Origin of the sequence: Streptomyces sp. SID13666, assembly GCF_010548325.1 — a bacterium.
GTDB classification, from domain to species: domain Bacteria; phylum Actinomycetota; class Actinomycetes; order Streptomycetales; family Streptomycetaceae; genus Actinacidiphila; species Actinacidiphila fildesensis.
The window spans coordinates 350407-364670 of the sequence record NZ_JAAGLX010000001.1; the positions used below are offsets into that span (position 1 = coordinate 350407).

Here is a 14264-nt window from a genome sequence, read left to right on the forward strand (position 1 = left end):
CAGGGGACCGGGCCGCCCGCGCTTGCGGTACTACCCCTGGCTGCCGGACCGGCGCCGGCGGACGATCAGGAGCGCGGCGGCGGCCGCCACGACGACTCCTGCGGCGGCACCCAGCAGCAGGGTGGACGACGAACCGGAACCGCCGGTGTCGGCGGCCGCGGTCGGCTGGGCGGGGTGGCTGGTGGCCGGAGCGGCGGAGACCGGCGGAGCAGGCGTGGTGGCGGACGTGCTGGGCGCCGGGCGGCCCGGAACGGCTGTGACCTTGAGGGTGGTCCTACCGGCGCCGATGGCCGGGAACGCGGACTCCGCCGCGATCTGCCAGGTGCCGGGCGGCAGCGGTACGGCGACGGTGTAGGTGCCCTGCGCCATGTCCAGCGGGGTGAGAGCCCACGGCCCGACCTGCCGGCCGTCCGCCGCCGTCGCCTGCAGCGTCGCGGCGACCTTCTCGTCCACGGGGTGGTGGTCCTCGTCCCAGGTGGCCGTGACCGTCAGGCGGCCCTCCGCATTGCCGGTGATCTCCAGGTGGATGGTGTCCCCGTGGGCGGACGCCGGGCCCGTGGGCAGCAGCGACAGCAGGGTGGTGAGGGTGATCAGCAGTGCGGCCGTGAGCGGCCGGAGCAGGCGGAGGGACGGGAGGGGCATCGGGGACCGGCTTTCGGGAGGATCGGGAGACACGGCGGGACGGGCGGCGGGAGGGCCCACAGGAGTGCCGACGGGCCCGCCCGGTGGGGCGGGCCCGTCAGTTCATGTGGTTCCGGCCGTCGTCAGGACGTGGACTGCTGGAACGTCCAGCGCTGCCAGGCCTGGTTGCCGGGCTGCTGCAGTTCCAGCAACGCCCCGCCGTAGTAGTCGCGGTTGCTCACGCCGAGGACGAGCGGGGAGCCCTTGACACCGAGCGTGTAGCCGGTGGCGTTGGCAGTGATCTTCCACGCTTGCGACGCGGCGGTGCCGCACGGCTGCTGGGCGATCCACTGACCCGCGACCGGCTTCCCGCCGATCTGCAGGCACTTGCCGGAGACCGCGGACTTGACCCGGACGTAACCGCCGCCGACGTTCTCGAACAGCCACTGCTGGTTGGTGTAGCCGTGGCGCTGGTAGCCGATGAGCACCGCACCGTTGGCACGGGAGGCGCCGTACATGTCGGCGGCCTGTCCGGTGAAGCTGTTCAGCATCAGGTAGCGCTTGCCGGGCTCGACCGGGCCGGCCGTGGTTCCGCCGGCCGGCTGGGTACGGAACGCCGCCTGGCGACCGGGCGCGGAGACCTTGCCGTCCGCGCCGTGCACGGCTACGGCGACCTTGTACTGCGTGCCGGGCTTCAGGCTGACCACGCGCACGGTGGTGGCCTTGACGTTGCCGATGGCCTTCTGGTCCAGCAGCAGGTCGTACCCGGTGGCGCCGGAGGCCGGCTTCCAGGTGAGCACCGCGGAGTTCTGCGTCACCTGGCTCACGACGACATCAGGACCGGTCGTCGGGTTCGGGTCGGGCGTCGTGGTGGTCGGGTTCGGCGTCGGCCCGGTCGTCCTGGTGGGGGAAGGCGTCGGGCTCGGCGTCGGGTTGGGATTGGGGTTGCTGCCGCCGTTGCTGAGCAGGAACTGGTTGTTGGCGATGTTCCAGTGCGTCGTCAGATAGCTGCCCGGCTGCGGGTTGGTGTTGAAGTAGTCGTCGTGATTGCAGTCGAGCCGGTCATCGCTGCTGCGGTTCGGGCAGTGGATCTGCATCTGCGGGTAGTACGGCGTGTCCGAGTAGCACATGATGTCCCACTCGTCCACGCAGTGGCCGCCACGGCTGGTGTGCGGGGCGCTGTTGTTGACCGCGCCGAGGTTGTGGCCGAGTTCGTGGGCGGGCGTCGAACCTCCCCAGCAGCCGGAGTCCGTCCGGCCGTAGGAGGGGCCGAAGTTGCTGGAGTTCTCCGGGCCGGGACGCTCGTCGCCCGCGAAGCTGCCGATGCCGCAGTAGACGTTGGAGTCCGCGAAGATCATGTACTTGCGGTCGCGGCGGTTCAGGCCCTGGGCCGCCAGCGCCTGGTTGGTGGCGCTGAAGTCCTGCATCGCGGAAGCCGGCACTTCGAGGTTGAGTACCGCGACGGTGCAGTCGGACTCGGTGACGTAGCGGATGTGCCGCACACCGCCGGTCTCCGTCGCGCTCGCGTTGTAGATGACGTCGGAGTCGTGCGCCCATTTCTTGAATGAGGGCAGGTACTCGGCGAACCGGTTCGCGCCGGGGCCGTGCGCGTAGACGACCTGGACGCGGTTGCCGGTCGACCCGTCGCCGTCACAGATCACGGCCGACGCCGCGTCCTGCGCCGCGGCGCTCTTGGCGGCGGTTCCCGTGGTGCCCGTCGAGGCGGGCGGCGCCGAGGCGATGGCCTTGCCGGGGTGGGCGGCGTCCAGCGTCGCGGGCACGTCCGAGAGCAACTCGGCGCCGCCCGGGGCCTTGCCGCCACCGGCCTTGGGTATGGAGGACACCACGGCCGCCTTGACGGCGGGAGGCGTGTCCTTGGTGATGTCCACGCCCTTGGGCGGTGAGTCGGGGCCGTGCGTGCACTGCTTGACGCCCTCGACCTCGAAGCCGCCGACACACGCACTGTCCTCGGGGGCGGCTTCCAGGCCCTTGTACACCATGCCCTTGCGCGGCTCGTCGGGCGGAACGTCGTCCAGCGCCTGGGGGGATGCGGAGTCCACCTGCTGGGTCGTGCCGCCGATGCCGCCCGTGGTGGCGAGTGCGGTGACGCCACCGGCGACGAGCGTGGCGGAGGCCAGCGCGATGGCGAGGAGCGTCCGTCTCTTGGCCGCCGAGCGGCGCCGGTGCTCGCCTCGATCATTGAGCTGCAACAAGTTCATCCCATCCTTGGGTCTGGACTGCGTTGCGGCGGGACACTGCCACATCGAACGCCCGTTCATCCACACGGATTTCGTTGCTATAGGAGGGGCGAAAGGTGCCGATGGGGCGCCGGGTGGCCGAACTGACGCACGGTCATGGACGAGGAGTCTCTGCTGCGCCTCGGTATTGCAGTGACATTGCACTGGAGGTCTAGACCTCTGGAAACCGAATCCCGGCGACACTTCGGCGGCGGAACCTTCACAGGAACATGAGGTCGGCTTTAGGAATCCTTATGCTCCGCCGAAACCGCGACCGCGGAGTGGCGTGGGTGCGATCGGCGGAGGGAACGTCACCCCACGCGCACCGGGCGTCAGTTGAACGTAGCGCATCGCGTCGCAGGATGCGGCTGGTTCGATACCGTTCGGTAACTTGGTTGTTCCAGAGGGTGATAAACATGCTGCGAGACTGCTCGGGCGTCCGGGGGTGGGAACCGCCCGGCCGGACGCCGTACAGCCTTGTGCCCCCGTTGCGTTTCCCGACAAAGCGGTCAGCGGCCCGGTGATCCCGGCCGCCGCTGGTGGGCACGGCGGTGCAGCCCTGGTGGGCGCCGCGCCGAGCATCGCGCGACCGGGCCCGCCGGCCGGCAGTCGTCCGAGGCGCGTGCGCGAAGGCGCCGTCGCCGTCCGCTGAACGACCGGAAGGGCCATGTCGATGTCCACCAGGGGTACCGCGTCCGTGGGGAAGCAGCACTTGGGGCACAGGTCGTATCCCGGCTCGCGGGACACGACCGCGCCGGAGGCGTCCGGCTCCCCGGAAGTCCGGATCCCGGCGGGACCGCCGGGCAGGACCCGGGACGGCCGGCTGGAGGAGTTACCGGGCCGCGCGCATCCGGCCGTCGACGCGGATTTCGCATCCGCCCGGAGCGCCGTGCAGAGCGCCGTCCACGGCGCCACCCCGGCCGGAGGTCAGGGGGAGATACTGCGGCTCCCTTCTCCGCAGGGGGACAGGAGCGGCCCCACCCCGGTGGTGCGCGGCCTCGCCGAGGGTCTGCTGCGACAGCTCCCGCACCTGGTCGAAGAGCTCATGGAACTGACCGTGGGCAGGGGAGTACGGCATCTGGAGCTCGTACCAGGGTCCGAAATACGCCGTTCCCTCCACGAGAACGTCCTCGGGTTCCTGCGGATCCTCGCGGGGAAGCCGCCCGCCGACAGCAATCCGCTGGCCGTCCCGATGGCGTGGGGACACTACCGCGCCCAGGAAGGCGTGTCGGTCGAGTCCCTGCTCCGCGTCCACCGGCTGGCCACCCAACTGCTCTGGGAGAAGCTGTTCGACGAGGCCCGGGCGCTGTCCCCGGAAGTGCTGCAGCGGCTCCTCGACGAGAGCGGCCCCGTGTGGGACGCGCTCGACAGCTACTCGCAGGCCTTCGTCGAGGGGCACCGCGTGGCGGAGGCCGACGCCCAGCGCCGCAGCAGCGCACGCCGTGAGACGGTGATCGACGCGCTGATCGAGGGCCGCGGCGTCGAGCCGGTGGTCGCGGCCGAGGCGCAGGTGACTCTCGGCCTTCCCGCGCGCGGCCGGTTCGTCGTGATCACCATGGCCGACGAGACGGCGCCGAACGGGCAACACGACGCCGACGGCTTCGGGAGCGGGACGCCGCGCGCGCTGCGTCACGCCCTGCCCTCCCATACGGTCCTGGCCGTCTGGCGCAGGCGCACCGACCGGCACATCGGACTGCTGGAACTGGGCAGCACCTCGCTGGGGCGGCTGGTCGAAGCGCTCTCGTCCGGCGTGGGCCGGCGGGTGGGAATCTCCTGCGAGGTCGACAGTCTCTCCGACATCGCCACCGCCTACCACTGCGCCGAGACCGCACTGCAGACCCTGCCCGCGGCCACCGATGGCGTCGCTGCCTTCGACGACCACCTGCTGGAAGCCCTCGTGGTGACCAGTCCGCACGTCGCCCAGCGGCTGGCCCGCCACACCTTCGGAAGGCTGCTCGACTGCCCTCAGGAGGAACGCGACCTGCTGCTCGCGACCCTGGACGCCTGGTTCCGCGGCGGCTGCTCGGCAGCCAGGGCCGCCGACGAGCTGCACTGCCATCGCAACACCGTGCTCAACCGGCTGCGCCGCATCGAGACGCTCACCGGCAGCATGCTCGACGACGACCGGCACCAACTCGCCTGCCGGATGGCACTGGTGGCCGTGCGCTGCCCCTGAGCGCGCGGACGCGATGCGCCGGTCCTGACCTTTCCGATCTGGTGAACCGCTCCTGACCTGGTGCGTTGTGCTCGGCGCACAGCTGGGTCGCGGAAATCCGCAGCAGGCGGCCATCGACTCCGGCATCGGCGCACGCGACCCTGGAGGCGGGGGAACACGCACACGTGGCCGGCTTCACCGCCGGTTCATGGCCCGGCTTCCAGATGAGCGGCCGACCCTCTCGGGCCGACGGTCCCGTCCGCAACGCGGCAGACGGCAAGGACCCCGGCACGGCCCATGGTCCCCGAGTGCCTGCTGGGAGAGATGCTGTGACCGACGTATTCGTCGACTCGTTCGTCCACGCACTGGGCGAACGCAAAGCCCATGTCAGCGAGACCGGCGCCGCGGGGCACCTGATGTCCTCGGCGCAGGACCTGGAGTCGGCCGGTTTCCGCTGGCACCACGTCTGTGAACCGACGACCGGCGCCTACGACCTGGCGAGGAACGTCACCGCGCAACTCGCCGACTCCGGCCGGCTGGGCGACGTGGACGCGATCGTCTACGCGACGTGCCTGCCCGGCAACGGCAACGCCGGAGACCCGGCCGCGTGGGAGCGCAGCCGGGACGTGAAGCACCTCATGGACTTTCCCGCCGGCCGGCTGCAGGCCGACTTCGGGCTCGGGAAGGCCGTCGTCATCGGGCTCAACCAGCAGGCGTGCACGGCGATGCTGGGCTCCCTGCGGCTGGCCGGGGCGATGCTCCGGGCCGAGGAGGACTGGGAGCGGGTGCTGTGCGTGACGGCCGACCGCTTCCCGGAGGGAGCCCGGTACGAGCAGGCCTACAACCTCATCTCCGACGGCGCCGCAGCGTGCGTCGTCAGCCGGGAACCCGCCGCGTTCCGCCTGGTGACAGCACACCAGATCACCAACGGCGGCCTCGGACAGGCGGATGACGACGAGACGGTCGGCATGTACTTCGCGTACACCCACCGGCTGGTGCGCGAGACCCTGACCCGCGCCGGGCTGTCGGCCGCGGACCTCGACTGGGTCGTCACCCAGAACACCAACGACAAGGCCTGGCAGATCCTGGCCCGGCTGCTCGGGGTGGACGCCGGGAAGGTCTTCTTCTCCTCCATGCGGGACGTGGGGCACGTCATCTCCGCCGACAACATCATCAACCTCGCGGAACTGATCGCTTCCGGCCGGCTGCGGCCCGGTCAGTACGTCGCGCTCGTCATGGCCGGATTCGGTCTGAACTGGCAGTGCGTGATCCTGCAGGCCACTGAGTCCTTCGCAGCGTGAGCCGGAGGAGCGTCCGCGGCCGCAACGCCCGCGGCCGCAGCGTCCGGGCGGATCCGCCCGGACCGCCTGCCACCGGTACGCGAACCGACACGACACGTCAGATGAGGACAGTGTGAGTAGTACAGCGAATGCTCCGAAGCCCCGGCTCGCCGAGGCCATCGCCTCGCTCGGTGACACCGTGAGCAGGCTCAGCCACCTCTCGAAGCGCTCCTACCAGAACCCCTACATCACGCTGCGGCAGTGGCCGGCGGAGGTCCGGCCCGAGGATGACTGGTTCAGCTCACCGGAGTACGTGAGCCTGTACGGCACCCCGTTGTGGGACACGCTCGACGAGCCCGCCAGGCGGCGGCTGGCCTTTCACGAGGCCGTCAACTTCTACAGCCTCAACATCCACGGCGAGAAGGGCCTGATGCAGGGCCTGGCGCAGCGGCTGTACCGCAAGGACCTGGTGGACGTCTCGGAGTATCTGCACCACTTCCTCGACGAGGAGAACAAGCACAGCATCTACTTCGGCGGCTTCTGCACCCGGTACGCGAAGGTGTACCGGAGCCGTCAGTTCGCACTGGAGGAGACCCGTTCGCAGAGCGTCGAGGACTTCCTCTTCTTCGCCAAGACCATGATCTTCGAGGAGATCGTGGACCGCTACAACTGGGTCCAGGCCCGGGACGCCCGGCTGCACCCCGTGGCGCGGTTCATCAACGACAACCATCACGTCGAGGAATCACGGCACCTGGTCTTCGGCCGTCAGCTGGTCACCGCGCTGTGGGGAGCCTGCGTCCCCTCATGGGGCGACGACACGGTGGCCGACCTGCGCCGTCAGCTGGAGCAGTTCTTCGTCGTCAGCTGGCGCGAGTACTACAACCCCGACGTCTACGCCGACGCCGGGCTCGACGATCCCTGGGAGGTCGCCGAGCAGGCCTGGTCCGCACCGGCGCAGGGCGCCCACCGGCGTGCGGTGTCGACGAAGGTGCTGTCCTTCCTCACCGAGGCGGGGATTCTCGAAAAGGAGCCGGCCGATGCGTTCTGACCAGGAGATCCGGGACCTGCTCAGGTCCTGGGTCCTCACCAAGGCCCCCGAGTTGTCCGCCGACGGCCTGACGGACCGGACGCCGCTGTTCGAGGAGCGGCATCTGAGGTCCGTGCACCTGCCGGAACTCCTGCTGCTCCTGGAACGGCTGCGCGCCGCACCGATCGAAGTGGAGGACCTGCGGCCCGGGGACTTCCGTGACATCCACACGATGGTGGACCGGTTCGGCGGAGCCGGGGTGACACCGTGAAGCGCGCGGCAGCGAGCGCGGCCGGCTCCGAACGGCTCGCCGCTCTGCACGGTATCGGCCTTTCCTGGCAGCCGTCCGGGCAGGCGGCCCTGCGCGGCCCGCTGTTGCGGCTCGCCGAGGAGTGCGACCGCGCCTTCGTGCGGCTCGCCTCCCTCTGGGACGCGGAGGAGGAGCGGCACCCCGCGTCACTGCCCGCCGAACGGCTGCAACAGGTCGGCTACCTCCGCTCCTTCCCGCACCAGGCGACCTTCGTGGCCCGGCTGAGCCCCGAGGAGCCGAACATCGACGCCTTCCTCACCGGCCCCGTCATGGACGAGGACGGGCGGGTCGAACTGTCCGGGCTCTCACCGGTCACCGAGGTCCTGACCCCGGCGGCCTGCTACCACCTCTACAGCGGCCATCAGGGCGAAGTGCTCGACCAGGCGCTGTACCTGACGACACGTAACATCTGTTTCCGGCAGGAGACGCACTACGTGCCGCTGCGGCGGCTGAGCAGCTTCACGATGCGGGAGATCGTCTGCGTCGGCACCGCCGCCGAGACGGTCGCCTTCCTCGACCGGGCCAGGACCGCCCTCGACCTGTTCTTCGGGCTGATCGACCTGGACCTGGAGTGGCTCACGGCGACCGACCCGTTCTTCCGGCCCGAGGACAACCCGCGCCATCTGCTGCAGCGCGTCCAGCCGGTGAAGTACGAGGCGACGTACGGCGGTGACCTGGCCATCGCCTCGGTCAACCGGCACCACGACCACTTCGGGTCCGGCTTCGGCATCACCCGCGACGGCCGGGCCGCCGACAGCAGCTGCCTCGCCTTCGGCCTCGAACGCTGGCTGTTCGCCCTCACCGACCGCCACGGCCTCGACCCCGCTTCCTGGCCCGCCCTGGAGGACGCGGCGACGACGGTCCTGGCGAAGCTGCGGGGAGGGGCGGAGTGAGGGGAACCACGGTCATCACCGGCGCGGACGGCTACCTGGGCCGCCGGCTTGCCGCCGCACTGCTCGACGACGGGGACGACGACCTGATCCTGGCCGTCCGTGCCGCCTCCGCAATCGAACTCGACAGCAAGTGGGAGCGGCTGGCGGAGGAACTGGGACCGGACGCCGCAGGGCGTACCCGGTGTGTGGCGGCGGACGTCCGCCACGACAGCCTGCTGTCCGACGTCGATCCGGGTGTGGTCACCCGCATCGTCCACGGGGCAGCCGTCACCCGCTTCAACGTCGAGCGCGATATCGCCGCCGACGTCAACGTGGCGGGCGCCGTTCGGCTGCGGGCCTTCGCGGGACGGTGCGAGAACCTGCAGCGGTTCGCCCTGCTGTCCACGCTGTACGCCGCAGGCAGCCATGAGGGCGACATCGCGGAGGAGCGGCTTCCGGACGCCGGCTTCGTCAACCACTACGAGTGGTCGAAGTGGGCGGCCGAGGAACAACTCCTGGGCGCGGCCGGGGAGATGCCGGTCTCCGTACTGCGGCTGCCCACGGTCATCGCCGACGACGACAGCGGGCACGTCACGCAGTACAACGTCTTCCACAACACGCTCAAGCTCTTCCACTACGGGCTGCTGTCGCTGCTGCCGGGGGACGAGAAGACCCCGCTCTCCCTCGCGACGGCCGCCTTCACCGTCTCCGCGGTCACCCGCCTGCTCGATCCCGCGGTCGCCGACGGTGTCTACCACGTCTGCCCCGACCCGGCGCGGACGCCGACCCTCGGGGAGCTCGTCGACCTCGCCTTCAGCGTCTTCGAACGAGACCCGGGATTCCGGCGGCGGGGCCTGATCCGGCCCGTCCCCTGCGACCGGGAGAGCTTCGACGACCTGCTGCACGCCGCCACCGGGCTGCGCGCCGGGCCGCTCCACCAGTCACTCGCGTCGGTCTCACCCTTCGCCGCCCAGCTCTATCTGCCGAAGACGTTCCGCAACGAAGCGCTGCGCGCGGCCTGGCCCGCGTACGCGGCCCCCGATCCGTACGCGCTGACCGAGGCCACCTGCACCCGGCTGGTCACCTCGAAGTGGGGCCGCCGGCCCGAGGAGACATCGTGACCCTTTCCGAGAACGACCTGTGGCTGCTGAGCTACTACCGCTCGTCCGAGATCAACGGTGCCCTGTTCTTCGGCCGGGTCGCCCGCACCCTGCGCGGCGGCCCGCTCCAGGCGAACGTGACCCACCACTTCGCCGACGAGGCCAACCACGCGAAGTACTGGACCCGTTGCATCGAGGACCTCGGTCACCCGGCGACGAAGTTGTCCGGCAGTTACCAGGACCAGTATCTGGAGGCCGTCGGCCTGCCCGCCAACCTCATGGAGGTCATGGCGGTCACCCAGGTCTTCGAGAAGCGGGTGATCGCCCAGTACCGCCGCCATCTGCGGGCCGGGGACACCCATCCGCGGGTCCGGCGGACCATCGAGACGATCATGGAGGACGAGCGCTGGCACGTGAAGTACGTCAGGGACGCCCTGGAGGAGATGGCGGGCCGGTACGGCCAGGAGTACATCGACTCCACCCTGGCTCGCTTCACCGCGGCCGACGAGGAGGTCTACGCGAAGACCCTCGCGGAGTACGGCGAACGCATCTCGTTCCTGGGCGGCCCCGAGCTGCCCTTCGAAGATCCGCCCTTCGCCGAGGGCACGCCGTGACCAGCCCCGCGGCGACCCCGGTCCGAGGCGGAACGACGGTGCTTGCCGTATGGACCCGGCGACCGCTGGCTCCCGCCGCGCTGACCGGGCCGGAGAGCGCGCGGTTCGCCGCACTCACCGGCCGGGTGCAGCGGGAGCAGTGGCTGATCTCCCGGCATGCCCTGCGCACCCTGCTCGGGGTACTGGGGCTGCCGGCCGACACGACCGCCTACGCCTTTCCGCACCGCCGTCTGTCGCTCTCCCACATCGGGGGAGCAGCCGTGGCCGCGGGTCTGGCGGTTCCGGCCGGGGGTGTGGTGGGGGTCGGGGTCGATCTCGAAACAGCCCGCGATGCGCGCCGGGAGACCGCGCGCTTCTTTCTCGACGAACGCGAACGCTCCTGGCTCGACACCGTTCCCGAGAGCGCCCGCGCCGCAGAACACGTACGGCTGTGGACGGTCAAGGAGGCGCTGTACAAGGCAGATCCGGCCAACCGGCACACCGTCCTTCTCGACTACACCACCGACGACCCCGCGGCCGGCTCCGGCCGTGCCCGGCGGCGTCCGCCGCACGACACCGTCTTCGGCTACACCGCCGCCCGGTTCGGTGATGCCCGGCTGTCCGTGGCCGCGGCCTTCCACCGTCCCCCGATCACCTCCGTAAGGACCTCAACCGTGCCCTCCGTCACCTTCGACGACGTCGCCCACCGCATCAGCGCGACGCTTTCCGTTCCCGTCGACACCCTGACGCCCGAGACGAACCTGCGGGACCTCGCCGCCGACAGCTTCCTGCTCGTCGAGATGGCCGTCGACCTGCAGGAGGAGTTCGACGCGCTGTTCACCCAGGCCGACCTGCGGGAGGTGACCACCCTGGGGCAACTGGCGGGGCTCGTGGGCGCGCAGCCCTGACCCGGAGCAACCGCGTACTTCTCCGGCCGGCACGCAGGCGGCCCCCGCTCGCCCGTCCCACCCGCCCGAACCCTCCTGACCACCGACCCACCGGAGTGCGCCATGTCGCAGCGTCTGAGCCAAGCCCTCCACCGGTTCCGCGGACCCCTGCTGGCCCTCTGGCTGGTGGCGCTCGTCGCCGCCGCCATCGCGGCGCTGCCGCTGGCCGACCGGCTGAGCGGCGGCGGGTGGTACGTACCCGGATCGGACTCGTCGAAGGCGGTGCAGTCGATGCGGTCGGGATTCGCCGACCGCGGCGCCAGCAACCTCACGCTGGTCGTGACGGACGAACGGAACGTCGCCGGCAGCCCGGAGTTCGACCGTCGGATGAGCCAGGTCATGCGCGAGGTCACCGCTGACAAGCGGCTGGAGACGACGGGCGGTTACGGCTGGCTCACCCTGTCCGGACACTCCCGGCAGGAGTTCGTGGGCAAGGACCGCCGGACCGCCGTCACCATGGTCGGGCTGGCGCTGGACGACGGGACGGCCCGTCGCGTCCTGCCGGATGTGCAGCAGGAGATCGACCACCGCTACGCGCCCCAAGGGCTGCGGGTGTCGATGGTCAGCGCCGGAACGTTCTGGGGCGAGATCAACAAGCTGAGCGCGGAAGGTCTGCAGAAGGCCGAGCTCATCACCTTCCCGCTGGTGCTGCTCATCCTGCTGCTGCTCTATCGCGGTGTCGTCGCGGCCGTGGTCTCGTTCGTGGTCTCGGTGACCGCCATCGTCCTGACCTTCGGGGTGATGTCCGTACTCGCCGCGCACATCGAACTGTCGATCTTCGTCCAGAACGCGGCGACCATGATTGGCCTCGGGGTCAGTGTCGACTACTCGCTCTTCATCATCTCCCGGTACGTCGACGAGCTGACCGCGGGACGCGATCGCACCACAGCGCTGGCGACAGCCCTGCGCACCAGCGGACGAACCGTCCTCTTCTCGGGGCTGATCGTCGTTCTCGCCATGTCCAGCCTCTTCCTGGTGGACCTCAACGTCATACGGTCCATCGCGCTGGGCATCGTCGTCGTGGTCGCCTTCGCCACCCTGGCGAGCGTCGTGGTCCTGCCCGTCGTCCTGCACCTGATCGGCGACCGCATCCTGTGGGGGCGGCTGCCCATGCAGCGGCGCACATCAGGGGAGAAGGGCCGGTCGACGGGGGAGCATCGCCGGACGGCGGGGGAACGGGGGTACCGCTGGGGGAGTGTGGCGCGCCAGATCATGCGCCGCCCCGTGCTGTTCCTGACGCTGGCGAGCGCCGCCCTGCTGGCACTGGCCGTCCCCTCGATGGACCTGCACACCTTCACCCCCGACGCGCGGATCGCGCCCGCCTCGTCCCCCGTCCGCCAGGGGTTCGACACCGTGCGGGAGCAGTTCGGGCCGGGCACGGCCTCACCCCACCAGATCGTCATCACCTCGCGGACCGCGCTGTCCGCGTCACCCGACGCCGGGAGGGTCACCGCGCTCCAGGAGCAGCTTCTCCGGCTGCCCCACGTCACCGCGGTCAGCTCCCCGCTGGACGTCCTGCGCACCGTCAGTCCCCAGCGCCCGCTGGCGGGGCTGAACCCGGCGGTGTTCTCGCGGCTGCCCGGCGACGCCCGCGGCACCGTCGACCACTACGTCTCCGCCGACCGCCGGACGATCGTGCTGGAGGTCGTCGGGGACGACTACGCCTCCGCCGACCGGTCCCGCGCGCTGCTGGCTGCCGTCCGCTCGGCCGCGGCCGGGACCAATGCCCCCGGCCTGCATGCGGTGGTCGGCGGCGAGACCGCCGAAGGCGCCGACGCCAACACGGCGATCGGGGACGCCCTGCCCGAGGTCGTCGCGGTGATGCTGGCGGTCCTCTACCTGATGCTGCTGGTCACCTTCCGGTCCCTGCTGCTCCCGGTGAAGGCCATCGCGATCAACATGCTGTCGCTCGGCGCAACCTACGGTGTGCTGGTCCTGGTCTTCCAACGTGGCCTGGGCGCCGCCCTCTTCGGCTTCGACCAGTCGGACCATCTCCAGAACTTCGTCCCGATCCTGCTGCTGGCGATCCTGTTCAGTCTCAGTACCGACTACGAGGTCTTCCTGCTCCGCCGCATCCGCGAGGAGCACGACGCGGGCGCGGACAACACGACTGCCGTGGCCACCGGAATGGCCCGCACCGCGCCTCTGATCTCCGGGGCCGCACTGCTGATGGTCGCGGTGTTCGGGGCCTTCGCGCTGACCGGCATCATGCCGATCCAGCAGCTCGGCCTCGGTCTCGCACTGGCGATCGCCCTGGACGCCACCGTCATCCGGCTCATCGTCGTGCCCGCCGCCATGCGGCTGATGGGCCGGTGGAACTGGTGGCTGCCGGGCCGGCGCCCGACCCGGGCCACCGCATCCGCATCCGCATCCGCAAGAGCGCCCGAACCCTCGGACGCCTCGGAGCCGTCGGGCCGCGCGTGAACCCGATCCCTATCTGCCCTTGTGCCCCTGTGCTGTTCTTCGAAAGGACACCTAACCCGTGGACCAACCCGCCCTCTTCCTCCTCCTGCTGAACTTCGCCGTCATCGGAGCGCTCCCCAGAGTCTTCTTCCGGTCCGACGGCCGCTTCAACCTGAAGTGGTGGCTGACAGCGCTGCCCTTCGGCCTCAGCCCGTTGTTCGTCGCCGGGTCCACGGCTCTCGGCTGGGAACCGATCACCCCGGACTCCTGGCGCACGGGGCTGACTCTTGTGGCGGTGGCGCTGAACGCCGTCTCGATCGCCCTGATCTTCCTGACCCTGGGCACCCACCGGATCCCCGTCGCGCTGTGGCACCAGGAGAACGACGACCCGCGCCACATCGTCACCCACGGTGCCTACGGCATGATCCGGCACCCGTTCTACGCCGCGTTCCTCCTGGCGTTCCTCAGCGGGGCCGTGCTCTTCCCGCACGTGATCACTCTGGCGCTGTTCTGCTACGGGTTCGCCGCGCTCAATGCGACGGCCGCTCAGGAGGAACAACGGCTCAGCGGGTCGGAGTTCGGGCCGGAGTACCGGAGGTACGTCGCGATGACGGGGCGCTTCGTGCCTCGTCCGGGCAGGTCCGCGCCGGCGGAGACCGGCCGGGTCGGGGGCTAGCCGTGGCCGTCCTCCCGCCGCTCACCGCCTGGCTGACCGATCC

At 70.5% G+C, this 14264-nt stretch carries 12 protein-coding genes; 10 read left to right on the plus strand and 2 right to left on the minus strand.

Annotation, left to right across the window (positions count from 1 at the left end; genetic code table 11):
• Window positions 1-30 precede the first annotated feature (30 nt).
• Window positions 31-642, minus strand: coding sequence for an LPXTG cell wall anchor domain-containing protein (locus G3I60_RS01685; RefSeq protein WP_164292526.1), 612 nt, complete (start codon window positions 640-642; stop codon window positions 31-33).
• A gap of 122 nt (window positions 643-764) precedes the next feature.
• Window positions 765-2840, minus strand: a complete 2076-nt coding sequence (locus G3I60_RS01690) for an RICIN domain-containing protein (RefSeq protein WP_232485350.1) — start codon at window positions 2838-2840, stop codon at window positions 765-767.
• 691 nt (window positions 2841-3531) lie between these two features.
• Here G3I60_RS01690 and G3I60_RS01695 point away from each other — a divergent pair.
• The 10 genes from G3I60_RS01695 (at window position 3532) to G3I60_RS01740 (ending at window position 14221) form a co-directional block, all read left to right on the plus strand.
• On the plus strand, window positions 3532-5034 hold the full coding sequence (locus G3I60_RS01695) for a CdaR family transcriptional regulator (RefSeq protein WP_164292525.1): 1503 nt from the start codon (window positions 3532-3534) through the stop codon (window positions 5032-5034).
• A 308-nt stretch (window positions 5035-5342) separates the two neighbouring features.
• Complete coding sequence (locus tag G3I60_RS44990; protein WP_164292524.1) at window positions 5343-6314, plus strand: 3-oxoacyl-[acyl-carrier-protein] synthase III C-terminal domain-containing protein; 972 nt, start codon at window positions 5343-5345, stop codon at window positions 6312-6314.
• Between the two features lie 112 nt (window positions 6315-6426).
• Entirely contained in the window at window positions 6427-7341 is a 915-nt protein-coding gene (locus tag G3I60_RS01705; protein WP_164292523.1) for a diiron oxygenase, read from the plus strand.
• On the plus strand, window positions 7331-7591 hold the full coding sequence (locus tag G3I60_RS01710) for a hypothetical protein (protein WP_138354578.1): 261 nt from the start codon (window positions 7331-7333) through the stop codon (window positions 7589-7591). Before G3I60_RS01705 ends, G3I60_RS01710 begins: the two co-directional genes overlap by 11 nt.
• Window positions 7588-8523 (plus strand): hypothetical protein, encoded by a 936-nt coding sequence (locus G3I60_RS01715; RefSeq protein ID WP_164292522.1) that lies wholly within the window; start codon window positions 7588-7590, stop codon window positions 8521-8523. The genes G3I60_RS01710 and G3I60_RS01715 overlap by 4 nt, the downstream gene beginning before the upstream one ends.
• A complete protein-coding gene (locus G3I60_RS01720; protein WP_164292521.1) occupies window positions 8520-9623 on the plus strand; it encodes an SDR family oxidoreductase in 1104 nt (367 codons plus the stop codon). The genes G3I60_RS01715 and G3I60_RS01720 overlap by 4 nt, the downstream gene beginning before the upstream one ends.
• Window positions 9620-10216 carry a ferritin-like domain-containing protein gene (locus G3I60_RS46670; protein ID WP_138354581.1) on the plus strand — a complete coding sequence of 199 codons (597 nt, stop codon included), beginning with the start codon at window positions 9620-9622 and terminating at the stop codon, window positions 10214-10216. The genes G3I60_RS01720 and G3I60_RS46670 overlap by 4 nt, the downstream gene beginning before the upstream one ends.
• Window positions 10213-11103 (plus strand): 4'-phosphopantetheinyl transferase superfamily protein, encoded by an 891-nt coding sequence (locus G3I60_RS01730; RefSeq protein ID WP_164292520.1) that lies wholly within the window; start codon window positions 10213-10215, stop codon window positions 11101-11103. Before G3I60_RS46670 ends, G3I60_RS01730 begins: the two co-directional genes overlap by 4 nt.
• Before the next feature lie 102 nt (window positions 11104-11205).
• Window positions 11206-13566, plus strand: coding sequence for an MMPL family transporter (locus G3I60_RS01735; RefSeq protein ID WP_164292519.1), 2361 nt, complete (start codon window positions 11206-11208; stop codon window positions 13564-13566).
• A gap of 58 nt (window positions 13567-13624) precedes the next feature.
• On the plus strand, window positions 13625-14221 hold the full coding sequence (locus tag G3I60_RS01740) for an isoprenylcysteine carboxylmethyltransferase family protein (protein WP_164292518.1): 597 nt from the start codon (window positions 13625-13627) through the stop codon (window positions 14219-14221).
• The last annotated feature ends 43 nt before the right edge of the window (window positions 14222-14264 follow it).

Excerpts from the sequence above, each read along its gene's own strand:
- G3I60_RS01735 (WP_164292519.1), top strand. The coding sequence starts at position 11,206 with ATGTCGCAGCGTCTGAGCCAAGCCCTCCACCGGTTCCGCGGACCCCTG.
- G3I60_RS01685 (WP_164292526.1), bottom strand. The coding sequence starts at position 642 with ATGCCCCTCCCGTCCCTCCGCCTGCTCCGGCCGCTCACGGCCGCACTG.
- G3I60_RS01710 (WP_138354578.1), top strand. The coding sequence starts at position 7,331 with ATGCGTTCTGACCAGGAGATCCGGGACCTGCTCAGGTCCTGGGTCCTC.
- G3I60_RS01690 (WP_232485350.1), bottom strand. The coding sequence starts at position 2,840 with ATGAACTTGTTGCAGCTCAATGATCGAGGCGAGCACCGGCGCCGCTCG.
- G3I60_RS01695 (WP_164292525.1), top strand. The coding sequence starts at position 3,532 with ATGTCCACCAGGGGTACCGCGTCCGTGGGGAAGCAGCACTTGGGGCAC.